19 protein-coding genes and 1 CRISPR repeat array are annotated in these 19,005 nt (G+C 67.4%); of the genes, 1 reads left to right on the top strand and 18 read right to left on the bottom strand.

Annotated features, from left to right (window positions below):
• Positions 1–23: 23 nt before the first annotated feature.
• From ABD333_RS27905 to ABD333_RS27875, 7 genes are all read right to left on the bottom strand, one after another.
• Complete coding sequence (locus tag ABD333_RS27905) at positions 24–1,853, bottom strand: relaxase/mobilization nuclease domain-containing protein (protein ID WP_344545477.1); 1,830 nt, start codon at positions 1,851–1,853, stop codon at positions 24–26.
• Positions 1,854–1,908: 55 nt separating this feature from the next.
• Positions 1,909–2,244 carry a hypothetical protein gene (locus tag ABD333_RS27900; RefSeq protein ID WP_344545476.1) on the bottom strand — a complete coding sequence of 112 codons (336 nt, stop codon included), beginning with the start codon at positions 2,242–2,244 and terminating at the stop codon, positions 1,909–1,911.
• A gap of 719 nt (positions 2,245–2,963) precedes the next feature.
• A CRISPR array of direct repeats spans positions 2,964–3,296; the repeat unit is 28 nt; unit sequence GGACCATCCCCGCGCGTGCGGGGCCGAC.
• A gap of 888 nt (positions 3,297–4,184) precedes the next feature.
• Positions 4,185–4,418, bottom strand: a complete 234-nt coding sequence (locus ABD333_RS27895) for a hypothetical protein (protein WP_344545475.1) — start codon at positions 4,416–4,418, stop codon at positions 4,185–4,187.
• Positions 4,419–4,429: 11 nt separating this feature from the next.
• Positions 4,430–5,326: a hypothetical protein gene (locus ABD333_RS27890; RefSeq protein WP_344545474.1), complete on the bottom strand. Its 897-nt coding sequence runs from the start codon at positions 5,324–5,326 to the stop codon at positions 4,430–4,432.
• Positions 5,323–7,377: a toprim domain-containing protein gene (locus ABD333_RS27885; protein WP_344545473.1), complete on the bottom strand. Its 2,055-nt coding sequence runs from the start codon at positions 7,375–7,377 to the stop codon at positions 5,323–5,325. The genes ABD333_RS27890 and ABD333_RS27885 overlap by 4 nt, the downstream gene beginning before the upstream one ends.
• A gap of 4 nt (positions 7,378–7,381) precedes the next feature.
• Positions 7,382–8,467, bottom strand: coding sequence for a DUF2637 domain-containing protein (locus ABD333_RS27880; RefSeq protein WP_344545472.1), 1,086 nt, complete (start codon positions 8,465–8,467; stop codon positions 7,382–7,384).
• The gene (locus ABD333_RS27875) at positions 8,464–8,820 is read right to left on the bottom strand and encodes a hypothetical protein (RefSeq protein WP_344545471.1); all 357 of its coding nucleotides are present in this window, start codon (positions 8,818–8,820) and stop codon (positions 8,464–8,466) included. Before ABD333_RS27875 ends, ABD333_RS27880 begins: the two co-directional genes overlap by 4 nt.
• A 139-nt stretch (positions 8,821–8,959) precedes the next feature.
• On the opposite strand from ABD333_RS27875, the gene ABD333_RS27870 reads away from it, so the two are divergent.
• Entirely contained in the window at positions 8,960–9,442 is a 483-nt protein-coding gene (locus ABD333_RS27870; protein ID WP_344545470.1) for a hypothetical protein, read from the top strand.
• 53 nt (positions 9,443–9,495) lie between these two features.
• Here the strand turns inward: ABD333_RS27870 and ABD333_RS27865 are convergent, their stop codons facing one another.
• The 11 genes from ABD333_RS27865 to ABD333_RS27815 all read right to left on the bottom strand — a co-directional run bounded on the left by ABD333_RS27865 (position 9,496) and on the right by ABD333_RS27815 (position 18,991).
• Positions 9,496–9,855: a hypothetical protein gene (locus tag ABD333_RS27865; protein WP_344545469.1), complete on the bottom strand. Its 360-nt coding sequence runs from the start codon at positions 9,853–9,855 to the stop codon at positions 9,496–9,498.
• Positions 9,856–9,872: 17 nt separating this feature from the next.
• Positions 9,873–11,438, bottom strand: a complete 1,566-nt coding sequence (locus ABD333_RS27860; protein WP_344545468.1) for a hypothetical protein — start codon at positions 11,436–11,438, stop codon at positions 9,873–9,875.
• 7 nt (positions 11,439–11,445) lie between these two features.
• A complete protein-coding gene (locus tag ABD333_RS27855; RefSeq protein WP_344545467.1) occupies positions 11,446–11,853 on the bottom strand; it encodes a hypothetical protein in 408 nt (135 codons plus the stop codon).
• Between the two features lie 28 nt (positions 11,854–11,881).
• On the bottom strand, positions 11,882–12,754 hold the full coding sequence (locus ABD333_RS27850) for a hypothetical protein (RefSeq protein WP_344545466.1): 873 nt from the start codon (positions 12,752–12,754) through the stop codon (positions 11,882–11,884).
• A 158-nt stretch (positions 12,755–12,912) separates the two neighbouring features.
• Positions 12,913–13,374 carry a hypothetical protein gene (locus ABD333_RS27845; RefSeq protein WP_344545465.1) on the bottom strand — a complete coding sequence of 154 codons (462 nt, stop codon included), beginning with the start codon at positions 13,372–13,374 and terminating at the stop codon, positions 12,913–12,915.
• A gap of 48 nt (positions 13,375–13,422) precedes the next feature.
• Positions 13,423–14,319 (bottom strand): hypothetical protein, encoded by an 897-nt coding sequence (locus ABD333_RS27840; protein WP_344545464.1) that lies wholly within the window; start codon positions 14,317–14,319, stop codon positions 13,423–13,425.
• Positions 14,320–14,417: 98 nt separating this feature from the next.
• Positions 14,418–14,837: a hypothetical protein gene (locus ABD333_RS27835; protein WP_344545463.1), complete on the bottom strand. Its 420-nt coding sequence runs from the start codon at positions 14,835–14,837 to the stop codon at positions 14,418–14,420.
• Positions 14,834–15,367 (bottom strand): DUF4913 domain-containing protein, encoded by a 534-nt coding sequence (locus ABD333_RS27830; RefSeq protein ID WP_344545462.1) that lies wholly within the window; start codon positions 15,365–15,367, stop codon positions 14,834–14,836. The genes ABD333_RS27835 and ABD333_RS27830 overlap by 4 nt, the downstream gene beginning before the upstream one ends.
• 106 nt (positions 15,368–15,473) lie before the next feature.
• The gene (locus ABD333_RS27825) at positions 15,474–17,315 is read right to left on the bottom strand and encodes a type IV secretory system conjugative DNA transfer family protein (RefSeq protein ID WP_344545461.1); all 1,842 of its coding nucleotides are present in this window, start codon (positions 17,313–17,315) and stop codon (positions 15,474–15,476) included.
• Positions 17,312–18,136 (bottom strand): hypothetical protein, encoded by an 825-nt coding sequence (locus ABD333_RS27820; RefSeq protein WP_344545460.1) that lies wholly within the window; start codon positions 18,134–18,136, stop codon positions 17,312–17,314. Before ABD333_RS27820 ends, ABD333_RS27825 begins: the two co-directional genes overlap by 4 nt.
• 81 nt (positions 18,137–18,217) lie before the next feature.
• Positions 18,218–18,991, bottom strand: a complete 774-nt coding sequence (locus tag ABD333_RS27815; RefSeq protein ID WP_344545459.1) for a hypothetical protein — start codon at positions 18,989–18,991, stop codon at positions 18,218–18,220.
• Between the last annotated feature and the right edge of the window lie 14 nt (positions 18,992–19,005).

Here is a 19,005-nt window from a genome sequence, read left to right as displayed (position 1 = left end):
CCACCTAACGTTCTGAGATTTCCTTAGACCTTCGGGGATTGCGGTCTCCGCTGCGATCGGGATGTTCGCGGTGTACCGGGGGTGCCGGGCCAGCGGAGCGGGCTTGGTGGGACGGGGAAGTCGCTGCGGGCGAGGTCGGACGGGTTCGCCGAAGGGACGGATCCGGTGATCCAACTCGCCGTTGGATCATGGCGGAGGTTTCGGAGGTGCTCGCTGGTCGACGCGCTGGCTGCTGCCTGAGCGTCGCGGCGTTGTCTGCCGTGGAGTAGGCCGATGGCGTCGGTGAGGGCGACGAGCGAGTTGATGAGATTGGTGACCACGCCGGTGGTGCCGGATTGGAGTTGGCCGACGAGGGCGATAAGGCGTGCGGCAGTCCGCAGGCCATTTCCTGCCGGCGTCGCCGGTGGAACACGGCCATAGGGCATTCGGGCGGCGCGATCGTAGGCGTCGGCGGCTCGTCGCAGATGTTGGTTGCCGGTGGCTCGGGCGGCGGCGTGCAGGATGTCGGCGGCTGCCCAGCAGGCATCTCGTGCCGCGTGAGGGTCGATGACTGTGCAGCGGCGGATCTGAGCGGTGGCGTGTGCGGCAGCGCGGGCGGCATCGTTATAGATCGCCTGGCGTTCTTCGTGACTGAAGGTCGTACCGGCGAGGCGGGGGCTCGGAATGCGTGGATGTTCGCGCCATCTCCGTTGGATGCGCGGCCAGGTGAGATCGTCGGCGAGACGTCCGCCGGTGTACCAGATGGGATCTCCGTCGCTGCCGGAGTGCTCGGGCAATCCGACTGCATACCCGGTGATCTGGCCCGGGTTGATGCTGCTGATGCGCTGTCGGATCAGCAGCCCGCTTTGGTGGAGTCGTTGGAAGAACTCCTCGGCGGTCCGTGCCTGGTCCGCCGCCTGGCCGACGATGGTCCGCAACACCGCTTGCGCGGATCGACCGGACAGGTGCCGTCCGGATACCGGCTGGTAGTCCGCGGACTGCGGACCGCGCGGACCAGAGTCCGGACTGTTCCCGGACCAGCGGTGCCGCAGTCTTGGCAAGGTGAGGTCAATGGCGAGTTTCCCGCCGCCGTACCAGACGGGCTGACCGTCCGCCGTGTGGTCATCAGGGAGGGCGACGGCGTACCCGGTCAGCTGGTCTGGATGTCGCTGGCTGAATCTGCGGCGGATGAGCAACCCTTCGGCCTGCAGACAAGCGAGGAACTCACCTTCGGTCCGCGCTCCGGCCGCGGCGGACTGGACGTGGCGGCGCAGGATGACGCGGGGCGGCTCGCTGCGTCCGCGGCGGGCCGCCTTCTCGGTCTCGCCGCGGCTGGCTCGCCGGGCGGCGGTCCGGTCCGCCGGCGCGGTCCGGCGCAGGCCATATCGAATCTCCGCGGCACGGCAGGCGTCACGCACGCGGTAGCCGTCATTCCACACCTCGGGCCGTACGCCGTCGGAACGGGCCAGCGTGGCGACGATGTGAATGTGGTCGTCGGCGTGCCGCACAGCGATCCAACGCACCGCATCATCGTCGCCGACAGGCGCGAGCCCAGTGCCCGCCATGATGCCGGCCGCAATCTGGGCCCACTGCTGATCGGTCAGGACAGGGTCCTCGGGCGCGGCGCGAACCGGCACGTGCCAAACGGGCTTGCGGTAATTGCGCTCCCCCAACGCCGCAAGCGGCTGAGTCATCAGGCCCTCCAACTGCCGGAAGTCGAGAGCGCCATCGCTGCGGACGCCGGGCTCTAACTCGACCGGGCTGCGAAATCCCGCCACGATCCGCGGATTGCGGTGCTCCTCGTTGCGCCCCGGCCCGTACAGGTACCTGATCAGGCCCTGCACGCGTCGCCCACGCAGCACCTTCCCGATCATCGCTCAACACCATCAGCAGGAAAGGCCCGACGAGCCGGTGCACGGCGGCGGCTGGTCACGGAAGCCTGGCCCGGATCTCCTCGGCGAGGTCATCGAGCTTGCCGACGGTGCGCGCAGACACCTCCGCGTACCAACGAAGCTGGTCGGAGAGTTCACCCGAGTGCAGGGCTGCGACCGCCTGATTGAAGTTGATGCCGATGCGACGGGCCTGACCGGCCGAATGCATCACGGCGATCAGCGACTCGCGCAACAGCGCGTACTCCGGCCGGGCAGTTCCACGCGCCGCCGCCAACGCGGCCTGAGCGGCGAACGCACCGTTAGCGAGACGTTCACGCTCAGCCGCCGCCGACAAGACCGCATACTCCTCCTCCGACAACCGCAGCTTCACCACACGAGAACGCCGCGGACTCACATGCGAGCGGCGGTTCCTCGATGCACCCGGTCTGCACCCACCTGCGCCCAAGCTTGGCCTCCTCTGTCGGATCGCGCTCGATCCTTCACCTGTGGGACCGCGCTCGGTCCCACACCGAAAGGGCACCTTTTCCATTTCTTGCTCCGCGCCAGCAGGCCGTCGTGCCTCTCGTCATGCCCAGAGCAAGGTCGCGTTGCTAGCCCCGCTCCGCGAGACGAACTGGGCGCTACGGACCTTCGTTGCGGGCACAGTCAGCCGTGCTTCGTCATCTCTCATCCCGCTGCACCGCTGTTCGTGCGCGAACCCCGCGAGGTGTGGTGCGCGCTCCGTCATCCGGAAGTCCCCTTCCGGTCGACACACCGACCTCGGCCGAATATCGATGACAAGCTTTAACTCCCTTTGCGCTCTATAGTGCCATCACTTCGACAGAGGCACCAGCCCCTGGACAGCGACGTGACCGAGAGACCGTTCTGCCCGTGCAGGACCGACCGGCGCACCTCTCAAGGCGTCACGAACAAGCCGCCATCCCCGTGCGGGGCAGACACCTGCCGACGCATCTCATCGGCCGTGGCGGCCGGATCATCGCCGCACCTGCGGGGCCGACGGGTCGTGGGCGCCGATCCTGCCCGGTGAGTCGGGACCATCCCCGCGCGATGCGGGGCCGACCCGCGCACGCCGCTCCCGTAGGCCTCGGCGTAGGGACCATCCCGCGCGTGCGGGGCCGACATCCTCTCGCGCGACGCCGACTCTCACACTCGGGGACCATCCCCGCGCGTGCGGGGCCGACGGCTTGTTGCGTCCGCCTTCGATGTGGCTGACCGGACCATCCCCGCGCGTGCGGGGCCGACACCACCGAGCAATGCAAGTCGTTCGTGGTGAAGGGACCATCCCCGCGCGTGCGGGGCCGACGTGGCCGATTCCCGGGTGTACGGCCCGTCCAGGGGACCATCCCCGCGCGTGCGGGGCCGACCCCTTCGGGCCTCTGGCCCGGGGTCTTGACCAGGGACCATCCCCGCGCGTGCGGGGCCGACACTTCGCGACCTGCGGCGTTACCTCGCGGATGGACTATTTTCATTCGGTGTAGCGGCGTAGAGCTCGTTGGTAGGCGTTCGACAATTGCCCCTCGAGTGAAGTTAGCACTGACGCTGTCAGGGACGCCTCGTAGCATCGGTTCGTGATGAACAAAGAGGGTCCCGACAAAGCGAACTGGTCTTGATGTCGAACTAAATAAGAACCCGCCCTCCGCCGCGCGGACCCTCAGGTCAACAAGTGTCGGCCCCGCACGCGCGGGGATGGTCCGCGGGCGAGACCGACGGCGAACCGGACGACGCCGTCGGCCCCGCACGCGCGGGGATGGTCCTCCGGTACCGCCTGATCGCGTCGGCGAGCTCGAGTCGGCCCCCGCACGCGTGGGGATGGTCCGTCGATGAGGCCTTCGGGGACGTCGACGTCTCGGGTCGGCCCCGCACGCGCGAGGATGGTCCGCGTCCGGAGATCGCCCGGCTCATCGCCGCCGCGTCGGCCCCGCACGCGCGGGAACGATCCCGCCGAGTAGCTGGCGTCGTAGGAGGGACCCGAGTCGGCACCGCACGCGCGGGGATGGTCCCGTGCCTCGGCCGTGCATGGTGACGATGATCCCGTCGGCTCCACATATCCGGGAATGGTTCCTCCTATCCCGGTGATCCCGTACTAGCCGATCGTCGACGCGTGCTCACCGGGGATAGTCACCGGGCGGGGCGGAAGGCAGTCGTTGAGCTTTCGTCGCCAGGCGCTCGCGGGAATCATCCCGCGCATTGCCGCGCTCCCCGGCAGTCCACGGAGTCGGCCCCGCATGCTCGAAAGCCTCGATATTGGTACTCGCTCCTCCGATCGTGTTGAACGGCACATCATGCTGCGGCTTTGTCAGTACGCCGTTTTGATCACTGGTGGTGCGTCGTTGGGGGATACGGCCCGCGAGATTGCGGCACCGCGCGGATCGCGGCCAAGTAGGCCACCGGCAATGCGATCAAGGTGACGAACGCGATTGCGTTGAGCAGGATGATGAAGCCGATGTCGTCCACGCCGCGGAACAGCGCGATCACTGTTGGTCCGGTGAATAGGACGATCAGGGCTGCGAGGAGGAGCAGCCAGAAGCACATGTCGGACTGACTCATGATCGCCTCTCTTAGGGGGCGTGGCGCGGTCGGTGGTGGGTGCTCGGGGCGGCAGGCTTGGCGGTTGATGAGGGGCCGGGCGACTGCGTCTGTGCCATGGCTTCGGTGATGGGGTTTGGGAAGTTGTCCGCGGAGACTTCGGCTGCGGTGCGGGACATGTCGGCTGTTGCGGATGGCGTGATGGTGCGGGCTTGGACGACCTTGTCGATGATGTGGTTTGGCAGGTTGGTCGTGACGTCCAGGAGCGTGTGCAGCTCGGATGCTGGGATGTGGGTGCGGCCTTGGCGGGTCAGCTTGGTTTGGAATTCATCGAGGATGCGGTGGGCTCTGTGTTCTTGGCGGGCGGTTTCCCATTCCTCGCGGCTGGGGCCCTGTGGGTTGGCGGCCCATCGTGTTCCGTCGCCGGGGCATAGCTGGCGGGTTTGGACTGGGTCTCCTTCGCGGACGTTGGGGTCGCGGTCGAAGAAGGGCACCGCGTGTCGCATGGCTTCCAGGGGATTGAGGCCGTTGGCGCGCTGGCGGTCGTAGTGACTCATCGCGTGTGGGTGCAGGTCACGGAGTCGCTTTTCGCACTTGCGTACGGCTGAGGCGGCGGCGGCGTCACCATCCCTGGCGTACGGGACTGCAGCGCACCAGGCCGTGGCCACGTTGGACAGGTCGGCCTGGCGGAGCCATTGGCGGTCGTGTGCTGGGGCCCAGACGGCGCGGGCCTGGTTGTACGCGGCTTGCCGTTCTTGTTCGGCCTGCGCCTTGGCCGATTTGTCTTGGGCTAGGCGTACGGCCTTTTGATGTTGCCTGCGTTGGGAGTCCCATTGCTGGAATGCGGTGCCCAGGGCGGCGAGCTGGACGATGCGCTGGCCGCCTTGGGCGAGTCCTTCGGCGATGGGGTCGGGGTGCTGGTCGGTCACGGTGTCCTCCTGCGCGGTCCCTGGGACGGTCGGTGGTGGCGCTTGTCCGAACTGGGGCGGGGGCTGGTTCCCGCGCCGGCGGTGGGCGCGGTGGGACTGGGATCGGGAAAGTCCTCGTCGGCGAGACGGGGAGCCTGAGAGCCTGGGGCGTCATGGCCGGGAATCCCGGCGGTGATGGTCTCGATGAGGATCTGGTTGATGAGTTCGACCGGCATGTCGAGCCGGCTGGAGAGCATGGCGACGTGTCGAGCGGCGTGGAGGGAGGACGCTGTGGCGATCACCTTTGCGGCTGCGCGTGCTGCTGCTACCCGGCCCTCGGGGAACTGGAGTTTCGTCTCGTTCCCTTGCAGGGCGAGGTCGATAATCAGCTCGCTGAGGTCGATGTCGGCTTGTAACGCTTGGCGTATGCCCGTGCGTCCTTGGTGTCTCAGGATGTCGGCGGGGTCTTGGTCCTTGGGGAAGAGCACGGCCGTCACGGGTCCTTTGACCTGGGTGAGGACCGGTTGAGCACGGACTGCAGCGGCTTGCCCGGCGTGGTCGCCGTCGAAGGCGAGGACGACGCCGGTCTTGTCGAGATTGGCGTGGGCGGCGAGCAGGTCCAGGTGTGCGGTTGTGATGGCGGTACCGCACAGAGCGATGGCCGCGTGGGCGGCGGGCCGGGCGATGTTGATCGCGATGGCGTCGAGGGGTCCTTCGGTCAAGGTGGGGCGCGCACCTTGGGCTAGGGCTTCGCGCATCTCGTGCAGTCCGAAGAGCAGCTCGCTTTTGTGGAAGAGCGGGGTCGCCGGTGTGTTGAGGTATTTGGGCCCGGTGGCTTGGTCGGTGCGCCGGCCGATGAAGCCGCGGACGGCTCCTTCGGCGTCGCGAATCGCGAGTATGAGGCGGTCGCGGAACAGATCGTGGAGGTTTCCGTCCTTGCCGCGACGTGCGAGGCCGACAGTCAGAATGTGGTCGTCGCTGTGGCCGAGGGCGCGCAACTGCTCGGTCAGCCAGTGGGCGTCTTTGGTCGCGTACCCGATTTGCCAGTGACGTACGGCAGCGGCGTCGAAGCCTCGGCCGGAGAGGAAGCTCGGGACCCAACTGGCGGGCAGCGCTTCCACGAAGATCCGGTGCGCGTCGGTCATGACGCTCAGCAGGTCGGCGAGTGGTCCGGCGGAGGCGGCATCCTCGACGGGAGTGATGCCGTCGCGGTGCGGCTGGATGGCGACCGCATCGGAGGCGGCGTTGACCGGCGTTGTTGTCGCGGAGTGCTGATTGGCGTGCACTGGTGGGAGTGGGACCTGGGAGAGGCGTCGGCGGATCCGTGCGGTCGTCTCCAAGATGTGCTCGGCGGTGGCTGTGACCGTGCTGATGGGGCGAGCGCGCGCGTCGGCTCCGGCCCAGCTCATCACCGCTGGCAGGGGCGGGGGCGTAGGTGACAGGCCGAGATAGGCCAGGACGAGATGGGCGGTGGAGTCTGCGATGACTCGGCGAGTGCCATGGCAGGCGGCTGCCGGAGCCGATGCATCGGCATCGGGGCGGTCTCCGCGACGGAGGATGTGTGTGAGTTGGTGGGCGAGTAGCTGAGCCGCGGCGGTGTCGTCGAGGTCGGCCGGTAGGCGTATGAGCCGACCGGGACGTCCGGTGTAGGTCCACCGTTCGCCGCGGTCGATCTGGATGCCCAGGTCGGCGGCCAGGCTACGCAGCCGTCCCCATGCGTACGCCGGATCTGCCACGGGGTCTTTGTCAGGGTCCGTGCCTGTGGTCTGCGCGAGGTCGAACACCGAGTAGGGGGCTCCGCGCCGCGACAGGATCCGGATTCCCGTCTCACCTCCTGCGACTTGGCGTCCCACTCGCTTCCATTCGTCGTAGGTACGGACCTGCGTGGCGTTGGGCCGCTGGGCCGGGATCAGCAGGGTGTTGAGCAGGCCGAACCGTCCGTGGTGCGCGGCGGCGTTCAACCACTGTGACCACGGCACAGTCCCGTTGTGCAGACGGATGAGCTCCTGATCAGCGATCGCACGCAGGACCGCGCCTACACGTTGCTGTTCGGCAGGAGAAGGAGAGTGCATGGTCTCAATCCCCGAGGTCTGCGGCTGCTCGCAGGTCGGAAAGCCGGTCGTTGGCGATGGTGAAGCCGGATTCCCGTAGTCGACGGCCGAACTCGACTTTGTTGAGACGTACGCCCTGATGGCCTGTTTCAGCGAGGATGTCCCGCGCGGCGGTCAGCAGGTCGTCGGTAATCCACGCGGGTCGGGCAATAGGCGCTGTGTCGTTGCCGGAACACTGGTCGGTTCGCTCGGGCTCGTCGAGTTCGAGGATGTCGTCGACGGCGAGCCCGTTGGTCTCGGCGGGAAGGCGCCGTAGCGAGAGGCGTTCGCCGAGGGGTGCTCGCCAGCGCCAAGTCCACCGGCCGTGCTGCTCCTGGAGCTCGGCGACGGCGAGTAGGTGTCGGTATTCGGCGGTCAGGCCGTGCCGGTAGCTGGTGATGTGCCAGAGCACCATGCGTCGCCACAACAGAGCGGTGGAGATCGGCGCGAGTAGCCAGCGGGCCTTGGGGATCGGCTCGATGCGGGTACCGGCCGCCAGGCCGGTCCATCGGCTGATCAGGTGTCGGACGCCTTCGACGACGATGATGAACAGCACGGGCATCGCGGCGTGCATGATGATCCCGATCAGGTCGCCGCCCGCGGCGGCGCTGTTGACCGTGACGGTGGCGGCGATGAAGGCCCAGGCCGTCCAGCGCAACATCGGCCACGGCAGCCCGACGTACTCGGCCAGGAGATCCCAGGCGAGCAACGCGAGGATTCCCACATCCAGCCCGATGGGCACGATCCATGCGAGGTCGCCGAACCATGGGCGTGCCATGTCCCGCACGGTCGTGAACGAGCCGGCGCCTCCGAGTGCGGCCAGCAGCAGAATCAGCGGGGTGATGGCGATCGCGGCCGCTTTTGCCGCCATGGGGTAAGTCCGCATCGGCGTGCTGAGCTGAGCTTGCTGGCCTGGGTTCCGCGACGACCAGGCCAGCGGTGACCGTGGAGGGTGAGCGGCTGGCTGCGTTAAGGCGGAAGGTGCTGGGGGTGGCGCGTCACTTCCCTGCGAGGGCGAGGCGCTGGACGAGCCTTCCGTGAGCAGGTCATCGGCGGACACGGCTGTGTTCATCGATGTCTCCCTTCGACCATCCAGATCAGGACCCGCGCGATGTAGCGAACGTCGTCGGTGGGTCCGAGCAGGCGGCCTTCGGCGGTGACGTAGGCGTAGGTCTCGTCGGCGCCCGCGCACAGGACGGTCTCTGTCCACCTGGCGTGCCGGAGCTTCAGCTTCCAGTGGCCGTTGCGCGGTCTCTGCACGCGCACCTGGGCGCCGAGATGAGAGAGCTCGTAGCGGAGGCGAAGCAGTCGCGCGCGGCGCTCCTCCAGGTCGGTCTTGCGGGTGGTGTGCGTCCGGCCGGTCGCGCTGGTCCGCCCTCGGTTTGTTCTGCTGTCCCTCTGTGGCGATGTGCTGATGTCGGGCATCGCGTTCCCCCGTGCCTAGGCGACGGATTCGGAGTCCATCAACTAAAGTTTCCAAGTAGACGATGCATCATCCGGTGACATGCTGTCAATGTTAGGCTTCGTTCTGCTGAATGATTGTTTTTAAGCAATGGAGGGCAGGGTGGCCGGGGATGAGCAGGGTCCGGCGAAGGAAGTGCCGCCATCGGCTTCGCTCGCCGAGAGGATCGAGTGGCTGATCCAGAACATGTGGCCGTCCGGCGTGCCGGCTCCGCGGAACAACGTCGAGACCGCCGGCGCGATCGCAGCGGGCAGCGACGAGGCCATCTCCTCGACCACGGTCTGGAAGCTGCGCACCGGTCGCCAGGACAACCCGCAGTTCAAGACGTTGACTGCCCTTGCGAGCTTCTTCGGCGTGCCGATCGGATACTTCGGCTTCTCCTCCGAGTCGGAGCCGATCGGAGAGGAGTTGACGCTCAAGGCGCTGCGGCGCGAGATCGGCGCAGGCGACATCCGGACCGAGGTGCTGCGTGCCTTGGTCGACCTATCACCGCAGACGCGATCGGTGGTCGAGGAGATGATCCTGGCCGCCGCCCGCGCGGACCGTACCCCTTCTAACCGGGACGACGAGCCAGGCACTGACTGAACGGCACGCATTGCCGACCGCACGCCGTTCAGCCAGTGGAGTCGCATCGTTGGTCAGCGCCCTGGAGGGAGAATCCCATCGGGCCGAGGGTGCGCGTGATCGGGCGGGTTCGTTTCGGACGCGGGGATGTTGTTCGAGGCAGCCGGGTGGGCGGACTCGGGCGGCGGGAAGTCGCTGGACGCTAGTGCGGCAGGGTGAGCGGCACTAGGAGGATGCGCCGACAGGCTGTCTGTGAGCTGGCGGAGGATGACCCTCATGTCGTCGACGAGCATGGAGTGGTCGGTGATGTCCCGGTCGCTGGGGTCGAAGACATGCGTGAGCTCCAGCTCCCGCATGTTGATGAAGATCTTGGCGAGCTCCCTGACACCGCGTTCCAGTTGTTCGGAGAGGTTGAGGGTTCGGTCGTTCTTCACGTCACCTCCTGGATGGATCATCGGGTGGCCTGTCGTGGAGAGTTCTCGTTGGATGGCAGCCCTGGGCGCTGGCCGCTGCCTTCGAGTGCGTGCTGCGTGGCACTGATCGCTGTTGCGATTGGAGCGGGAAAGTCGGCGTGGGCTAGTGCCGCTGGTCCGGGAACGTCGGAGCCCTCCTGAACGAGCTGCCCCGCGGCACGGACGCGGTGGAGCACCAGGGCGACCTCGCGGGCGCCATCCGGCAGCACGGCCGTAGATCGTTGCAAGGCCGTGGCGAGCTGAGCGACCGCCGCCAGGCCCTCGCGGTGAACGGTCGTGTAGCGGTCGAGCAAGTCGCGGGCCGGTGCGGGTAACCGGTTGACCGATGCACTACGTGATGACCGCAGTGTGCCGAGCGCAGCGATGTCGTTGACGGCACCGTGGTGACGGCCCGCCGCCGTCGCGCATGCGTCTATGGCGTGTAGCAGCGCCGTTCCGACAAGGCCAGCTTCGACCGGCCCGGGCATCGACCGTTCGGCCGGGATCAACTTGTGAGTAGCACGGCGGCTCGGGGCCCACTCAGGATCGTCGTAGGTGAGCCTGCCGAGCCGGAGCACGAGGTCGCTCGCGTCCACCGCGAGGGTGCTGGTTGGGACGCCGCCAGTGTCACTGAGCGAACGCCACTGTCGGGCGATCGTCCGCCAACGGCGGGACAGGTCGCTAAGGCTCGTCCGGGACTGGTGCAAGGCCAGCGCCGCAGGGAGGTCATCGAAATCCTTGAGACGCTGGGCGAGCCGGACGGTAAGTAGTGTCCCGACCTCATAAGCGAAGGCGGCGGAGTGCGCCAGGTAGCGCCAGGTGGTGACCGCCTCGGCTGCGCCTGTAGTGCGCAGTCGCTGGGCGCTGATGGCGATTCCGCGTACGGTCTCGTTGAGGCTCTCTCCGGTGGCTGGACGCGATCGCTCCGGGAGCCGGTTGAGAGTGAGTGCGTTGATCGGCGCGGCTTCCTTTTGCCCGGCCATGTGCGCCACAAGGCTGGCTTTGATGAGTGACATCCCGGCCCGTCGTGAAGTGGGATCACCGGTCCGCATCACCACCCGGCCAGCTGTCGACGCGTGTTGCCCTGTCGTGAAGAGGAGCCAGCGAGCTGTGTCAGCGGCGGAGATGACACCGGCGTTCTCGCTGGTTGTGGCGTTGGTGTGCGAACTGGCGTTGTCGTGATGAGAGGGCGGCAGGTGGGAGGAGAGCAGGTCCAGGCCGCACCCCAGTGAGAGAGCTGCCACCTTCAGATTCAAGGCCATGTCTGAGCCTTCAACGTCGGCCTGCTCAGGTGCTTCGAGCTGCTGAAGTGCCTCGGAGAGCAGACGTGAGGTCTGACGGGCGCTGTTCTTCACGTCAGTCCCCTCGGCGTGCGGGACACCGAATCCGGCGGCGACTTGATCAGCGCAGCGGCCGAGGACCCGGGTCAGGCGGGCGACCTCGACTAACGTGCTCGGATGTCGGGCTTGCTGCTCGATATCGGGCATGTCCAGGTGACCGAAGGCGTGCACGATGCGCTCGCGTCTTGCGTCGGCGACCGCGAGCATGTCGCCGAAGGTGGTCATCGGCCAGCTACCTCAGGGCATCGCGCAGCCTGGCGCAGTGCAGAGCCGCTATCAGGCAGGCGGGCTTGTCGTCGGGATTCGAGGTGATCTCGGCGGCCTTGATGAGTGCCCGTTCGGCGTTGGTGGCTGCAGTGCGGAACCCTTCGGCCAGCGTCTCTTCGAAGTCAGCCGTGACGTCGGTGTCCGTCGCGGGTGTCCGTTCGGAAGGCGGTGTGGTGTCGGCCTCAAGCGAGGGCGCGCGGACGAGCGCGTCTCGCGCGAGCAGCGCTTCGCACTGAGCGGCTCCCCAGCGCAACGAACCACCGTCGCGTTCGGTGAGCTCGCGCAGTGCCGCAGCCGTGCGGGTGATGCTGCTATGGGCGACGTCGAGGAGGCCGGTGAGGTTGGGGTGGTTGAGCTTCTTCGCGCGAGTCATTGGACGTCCTCCGTGATTGGTGAAGTGGTCAGATCGACTGACTCGGATTGGGGCCGGGGCGGGTGTGGGTGGGTGGCGCATGCTCGGCGTTCGGAGCCAGAGCTGCGGTGATAGGAGAGACACCATCTGCGATGTTGTGTGGGAAGCCGAGTGCGGCGAGCTGCGCAGGGTTGCCTTGGTGCGCGGCGGACGCGGTAGGCCCCTGCTCAGGGTGATCGGCATCCTGTGGGTGGGCGGCTCTCTCAAGTGCACGGGAGCCGGAGCCGGTGATGCGGTGGGCGATTCCAGGGCCGAGATGCTGCAGCAGCTCCTGTTGGGGAGTCCCGCTCCAATCGCTCAGCGCGTTCAGGAGACGGGCGCAGTCGGCCCGGTGCGCGGTCTGGGCTGCAGGGGCCAGGCCATCGTGGTTGCGAGCCGCGAGTTTGATCAGGGCCTTCTCTGCCTCGTCCGCTCGCGTTACTTCGCCGAGCGCTGTCCTGACGCGCGGGAACGGTGGTGCCGGCTCCAGGCTCGCGGCGGGTTCCACCATCAGGTAGGGGACGCCGGGCACCTCCACGAAGTAGCTCCGTTCTTGCCCCGGCTCACTTTGCAGTCCGGTGATGGTGCCGGATCTGCCGTTCGGGCGACGTAGCCGTACCTGGTCACCGACCTGGTAGCGGGCCTGCTCGGCGAGCTCGTCATCGTGGACGGCACGGCCGTTGGCCGACACCTCGGCGAAGTCGAGGCCGCGAGCGTCTGCGTAGTGCTGCAGATCGCACAGAAGCGCTCCGAGCACCGCCTCGGCGTAGTGCGAATCGCCGGGCAGGAGGGAAGGGGCGTCGGGGAAGGCTCCGCGCTCGTAGGCGGCGAGCGCTCGTGTCGCGTTGGCGATGCGCTGATTCATGGCGTCGTGGTCGGTCATTGAGTCTGCCCTCGGCGCTCGTCGGACGGACTGGCGTGGGACCGGTGGGTGAGTGTGGCGGTCTTGATGTCCGCCGGTCGTTCGAGAAGCTCCGGTCGCATGAACGCGGGGTGGTCGGGCATCGGGGACCTCCTTCCGGGTGCGTTGTTCGAGATGCCTCAGGGCATCTGGCTGGGTCTGTTGGCTTTGCTGCGCAAGGCCAACAGCGCAATGTGCAGATCGGCGCAGCACAGCGCGGAACTACGGCAGCTGATCTCATCGGTCGGGTTGCGTGCCTGACTGGCGGCCTCCAGCAATGTGAGGACCAAGGCGTTGGACACTTCGATGAGCGATTCGGTCAGCCTTGGCACATCTCGTTCTGATAGCTCCGCCTTCGCCGCGCAGGACGGCTCGGACAGGAACCGGAACGATGGCGCGCGGGCCAGCCGCGTTCGAGTCCGATCGCAGAGGCGATGGAGCTCAGGCCAGTCGGGCGGCGGATCGAGCGGATCGAGGAACGCCAGTTCCTGCACCGCCACCTCGACGAGCGCCAGTCCTGTGCGGACGGCGTCGAGGCGACCGCACAGGGATGTGGCGTTGGACAGGTCTTCGAGAACCAGATCGATGGAGTCGACGAGCATGCCGGGGCGGGCCTCCTTGACCACGTGGCGGAAGGGCGGTGACGGGGATCAGCGCACGGGACCCGGCGGGGTCGTGGGCCGGTTTGTTGTGAACGGCGGGGAGGAATGCCGGTCGACTTCAGCACTGCTGCCTGGCTGAGCTCCTTCGTCGTGTAGAGGGAAGTTCTCTGCGGCCAGCTGGGCTGGAGCAGACCGCCTGGTCGACAGCTCGTCCACGGTCTGGTGGCGGCCGACGTCGAGGGCGGGACTGGAGCCGAGGCCAGGGCCGGTTTCAAGTTGACGGATCCGGTCGAAGACCTTGGGCTCGATGAGCTCCGAGGTTCGCTGCTCGTCCATGCCGACCCAGGAGGACAGGGTGGCCAGGAGGGCCTGGTGATCGCGGATGTCTTCGAAGCGAGGAGCGGACCCGGGATTGTCGGCCGACTCAATCCGGGCGATGGTTTCCACCAGTGCCGCCTCAGCGGCGAGTGGGCTCTCCACCACCCCTGCGGAGGTGATGGTCGGCGGGAACGGCGGGGCCGGCCTCAGCTTGTCTTCGGTGAACGCGTGGCCATTCATCTCCAGCGGAAACCGGACGTAGCAGGTTGTCGGCCCGTCTGGTGGCGTGAGAATCCCGGTGACCTGTCCGCGAATCGGCAGGTCGGCGAACTCACGTTCGGCAGCGTCAAGCCCGATGAGTTGGACGGGTGAGCCGATCAGGTGCTGGCCCGGTTGCGATCGTTCGGCCGCGTGGTCGCTTCTGGCCATCTCCAAGGCGGTGTCGAAACTGATGCCGCGGGCGTCGGCGTAGTGCATCAGGTCGGCGAGCAGATCGCCGAGGAGTGAGCCGGCATGGTCGTCGTTCGTGCGATGGTCGAGGCCTTGGGCGCCTTCGAAGATCTCCTGATAGAGATCCAGGGCCATGGCTCCGAAAGTGGCGAAGTCGGTGCTGCTGCTGTCGGGCATGAGGTCCTCCGGTGGGGTGGCTGGGAGCGAGGAACTTCGGAAATGCGAGAACTGCGACGAGTGGTCCTGCCGGGGGGCGGCGAGTGTTGCGATCGTTGTCACGGACGGTCGTGACGTTGCGGATCGGCAGGGCGGAGGCCGCTGGTCGCGGTCCGGGCGCGTTCCAGCGCGGCAACGAGGTCGGTCACCGCGCCCTCCGCCTTGAAAAGCGCGATCGCGGCGGCCGTGACGGCTTGCTGGGGATGCCCGTCGTCGCAGTCGATCTGACGCTCTCGCAGGCCGTGTGCCAGGTAGCTGCGGAGCTGCTTCAGTGATCGTTGGAGTCCGAGTGACCCAGCGCTCAGGATGCTGAGCACCTGGCCCACCGTCTGCGGGTTCGCGAGGCCAGGCCAGGCGTTCCAGGGGGCGGTGGAATGGTTCAGATCTCCAACGGCTTCCGACCAGCGCCGGGCATACCGAACGGCATCACCCATTGGAATCGGCTCACCATCGGGTGGTGGCTGCTCACTGGCGCTCACCGGCTCGCCTCGCGGTCGCTGGCGACTTCGCTCGTACCGTCGGCAGGGGATTCGCTCCCCCACCAGCCCGGGGGAACGGGCTGGAGGATCGCTTGGTGCGGTTCGAGGTGCTGGTGTTCGGTGCATTGGTAGAACGGGCCGCGTGCACCGAGCAGGACGGGGAGTTGATGGTCGAGGTGGTCGCGGTACCAGAGGCCGATGCCGGTGGCGCCTTGGAGCCGCATGGCTTCCCAGGCGTACCAGAGTGCGGCGAGCCGGGAGATCGCCTCAGCGTGGAGCCACCACTGTGCACACCAGCGGTATTCGCCGCCGAGGGTGCGGCGGTACATCGGGACGAAGTGCTCGGTGACCCATGCTTCGACGGTCGGGTAGCGCGGCTTGGGGAGCGGTTCGTTCTGCTTCTCGGTGACCTCAGCAGGCCTTGCGTCGGGGTCGTCGGCGCGGACGATGGGCTTCGCGTGGGTGTCGTTGTCGGTGAACGCTGGGTTCTGGGTGTCGCATGGTTGACCGTCGCGCGTGGCGTTCGACATAGGTCAGTTCCTCCAGGGTTGCGGTGTTCATGGCAGGGGTTCCTCTCCGGTTGAGTGCTGGTGCTGATCTGGTGGGTTCTGCGGTGCTGGTCGAAGGCGGATCACGTCACGGGTATTGCTTCCAGAAGTCGTCTGGCATTTGGTCGTCCGCGTTATCGCGGTCATGGCGACGGAAGTGCTGGCGGGCGGCTTTGGCGATGGCCGTCTCGGCGGCCTGGGTCGCGGCGTTGATCTGGTCGGCGTATGGGCCGCGGTACCAGGGTTTGAGGCGGATGAGGGCGGGTTTGGTACCGGTGGCGAGAAGGAGCGCCGTACCGGTGGGCAAGGCGCGGATGTCGGCGGCTTCGAGGATGTCTTGGCGGCGGAGGGAGATCTGTTCGCTGGTGCGGCCGTCTCCGTAGGTGAGGGACCGGACGGGGACGTCGTGTTGGCCGACGAGGGTGGCCAGGTCGCGGACGAGGCGGGGTGAGTCGATGCCGGCGCCGATGATTTTGCGGGTGGCGGCGCCCCAGAGTGCGGCCATGCCGGGCTCGCCCCAGACGGTGACGCCTTGTTCGTAGGACTGCAGGATGGTGACCGGGACGATGCCGCGCGAGCCGAGGTGGGAGTACAGCTGCGGCAGGTCGGCGATGCGGCAGATGTTGGCGGCCTCGTCCAGGGCGACGACCAGGGGTGGGTCGAGGCGGCCGCCGGCTTGTTCGGCGCGGCGTTCGGCGGCGCGCATGGTGGTGTCGGTGAGCGCGGCGATCAGTGGCGCGGCGGCCGACAGGGACTTCGACAGCAGATAGAGGGTGTCGCATGATCCGGCGAAGGCGTCCGGATCAAAGGCCGGCAGGTCTGTGCGCGGGGTGACCCAGGCGAGGATCTCCTCATCACGCAGGCACTTGGCGGCGGTGCGGGCGGTCTGGTAGATCCCGTCGCGGGTCTCGACCGCGCCGTTCTGGGTGCCCTTGAGCGAGGAGGCCATGAGCTGAAATCCGGCCTGCTCAAGCAGCTCGATGGGAGTGGGGACGGCGGGTTCGTCGAGCCAGTGTGCGACCTGGTGGAGGGTGCGGCCGGAGGTGGCGGCGGCCAGGAACAGCGCACACAGCAGGTCTTGGGCGGCTGGCCCCCACAGGTCCTTCTTCTGCCCGTCATCGACGGTCAGGACGAAGTGCCCCGCGAGCCGGTGTGCGTCCTCGACGGTGGTCAGACGGCTGAACGGATCCCACCACCAGTCTTGGAGCTGGTAGGTGATGTGCTGAGGGTCGAACAGCCAGACCTTGCCGCCGGTCTTCTTGGCGCGGACGGTGGCGATGGCGGCCCAGAGGTCGGCTTTGTTGCTGGTCGCGATGACCGGCCCGGGCGCCGAAAGCACGTGCGGGATCGACTGGGTGGTGGTCTTCCCGGAGCGCGGAGCCATGAACGCCACCACCGTGTCTTCCCACGAGGTGAACAGGGTCGGCCCGCTGGATCGGCCGCGTTCTAGGACGTCACCGAGCACAAGGCCCACATCTGCGTACCTCACACTCTCGGGCGCCGTACCGGTGAGCGATCGACGCAACGTCACCGCTCTGCTGGCGGCGGAGCCGTGTTGGAGCGTCGACAGAGCGGGGTTGTCGGCGAGCGCGGCAACCGGATCCCCAGGCTGTGGAAACAAACCGGCGACGCGCTGCCAGACCCGCCAGATCAACGCGGCCACCGCACTCGTCAGCATGAGCAAGACGAGCAGCACGAGCGGAGTCGGGGTACCCGGCCACAGGGCATGTGTCTGGTGACGTGCGACCGCGACCGCGAACTCGCTGCCGAAGCCCATGACTTTGCCCCCAGTGAGCAGAGCGGCGATTTTCGCCGCTGCCCACACCAGCCACAGGCATCCGATCGGCGCCCAGCATCCGATCAGCACCATCCATCCGGCGGCGGCGTTGGTGTGCCAGACCGAAGCGCGAGGCCCCAGCGCCCGTGTCATGTGGCGCCCTTGGTGCGCGGACTGCCGGAAGGGCCCAGTGCTGGCCCCGGAGGAGAGTCACGACCCGTTTGTTGCCGTTCAGGAGGTGGCACGCCTTGATCTAGCGAGAGGACGGCGTCTTCTCCGGCGAGCTGCGCCGGGTGATCGGCCGGTGCTGCTACGAGGCGGTTGACCTGCTCCGACACCTTCGAGGAGACAAGCTGAGTGACCCTTTCGGCGTCCATGCCGTTCCAGGACGCCAGCACGTTCGTCAGCGCGCGCTGGTCTCCAAGGTCCTTCTCGTTGGGTCGGACGCCTCGCATCCAGGCAGCTTGAATTTGGGCGGTGGTGTCCACGAGCGCCTTCTCAGCCGTAAGCGGGTCTTCGATGACCGCCTGGTGGATGCTGAGCGGTTGGAACGCCGGCCCTCGCGTCAGATACTTCTCGGCCAGTTGGAAGCTGCGGGGACCTCCGAGGCATCGCACGTAGAAGCCGTTCGGGGCGTATTCGCCGGTGATCACCCCACGCGTCGGCAGGCCCGCTGCCGCGGACTGGCGGGCTACAGCTCCCGTCATGGTCACGGGCGAGCCGACCGTGTAGCGAGCGCCGCCGACCGGGACAGTCGATACTTCGTCACGCACACGATCCAGTAGCCGCTCGAAGTCCAGAGCACACGTCCGGGCGAACAGCATCAGCTCGGTCAGCAGGTCACTGATGAAGCTCTCGGCGAGCCTCGTGTCCACAGGAGGGTCGAGCGCCTTGAGATAGTCGAGCTGGTTCTTGGAGCTGTCTACTAATGCCGCGATGGTCTCGATGAGATCGGGGTCGATGTTGTCGGGCATGGGTCTCCTGGAAGCCGACGGTGACAAGGGCAAACGTCGATCGGGTTGCTCGGGGCCGCACATGCGCAGCCCCGAGAGTGCTCACGTCGGCCGTGGTGAGGGGTTCGGTGCGCTCGGGCGGGTGGAGGTCGGCGAGGGACCGGCGGCGTCGCTCGAACGGCTCCGTCCAGGAGAGTCGTTGACGCTGTCAGCGATGCTGTTGGGGAAGCCCTGCGCGGCCAACCCGGCCGCGTTCTGTGAGGATGGATGACGAGCTTGGACCGGCGCGGCGCTCATTCCGCTCGCGGTCCGGCGAATCCGCGAGCCGAGGGCGAAGAGCACACGCTCCCCGGTCGTACCGGCCCAGGCGCCCAGCGCCGCCGCGAGATGATCCCGGTCGGCGACGAGGGCAGGGTCAGGCCGGGTTCCGGCCTGATGACTGCGCAGAATCCGGGCGGCTGTCGTCACGAGGGTGGCGTCCGCGTCGGCGGCGTTGACCGCAACGAGCGTCTGCAGTCGCGTCACCGGGAAGGACGGCGCTGGCTCTAGGCTTCGAGCCGCGAAACGGTACTCGCCGATGCCGGGGAATCGCACGATGCAGGTCGTGTCAGGCCCTGCATCGCGATCGCTTTCTGTGCGTCGGCTCCCCGAAACGGTGGCGTGCGTTGAGCCGGTGGGAGCTGGTGCATTGATCAGAGCGATGAATCCGCGCGCCGTCTGGTTGCGGATCGCGGCATCACCGGGGGCCGTATCCGGACGGATGCGTACTTCCGCGCCGATACGAAGCCAGCTCGATTCGTTCCGGGTTGCGTGCTCGCGTGCTTCGGAATCGCTGGCGGGCGTGCCCGAGTCGAGGTTCGGATCGGGCATCGTCACTTCCGCTCCTCACC

It is taken from the genome of Actinomadura fulvescens (assembly GCF_039533225.1).
Lineage (GTDB): Bacteria > Actinomycetota > Actinomycetes > Streptosporangiales > Streptosporangiaceae > Spirillospora > Spirillospora fulvescens.
This window is presented reverse-complemented; position numbering and strand designations above follow the sequence as displayed.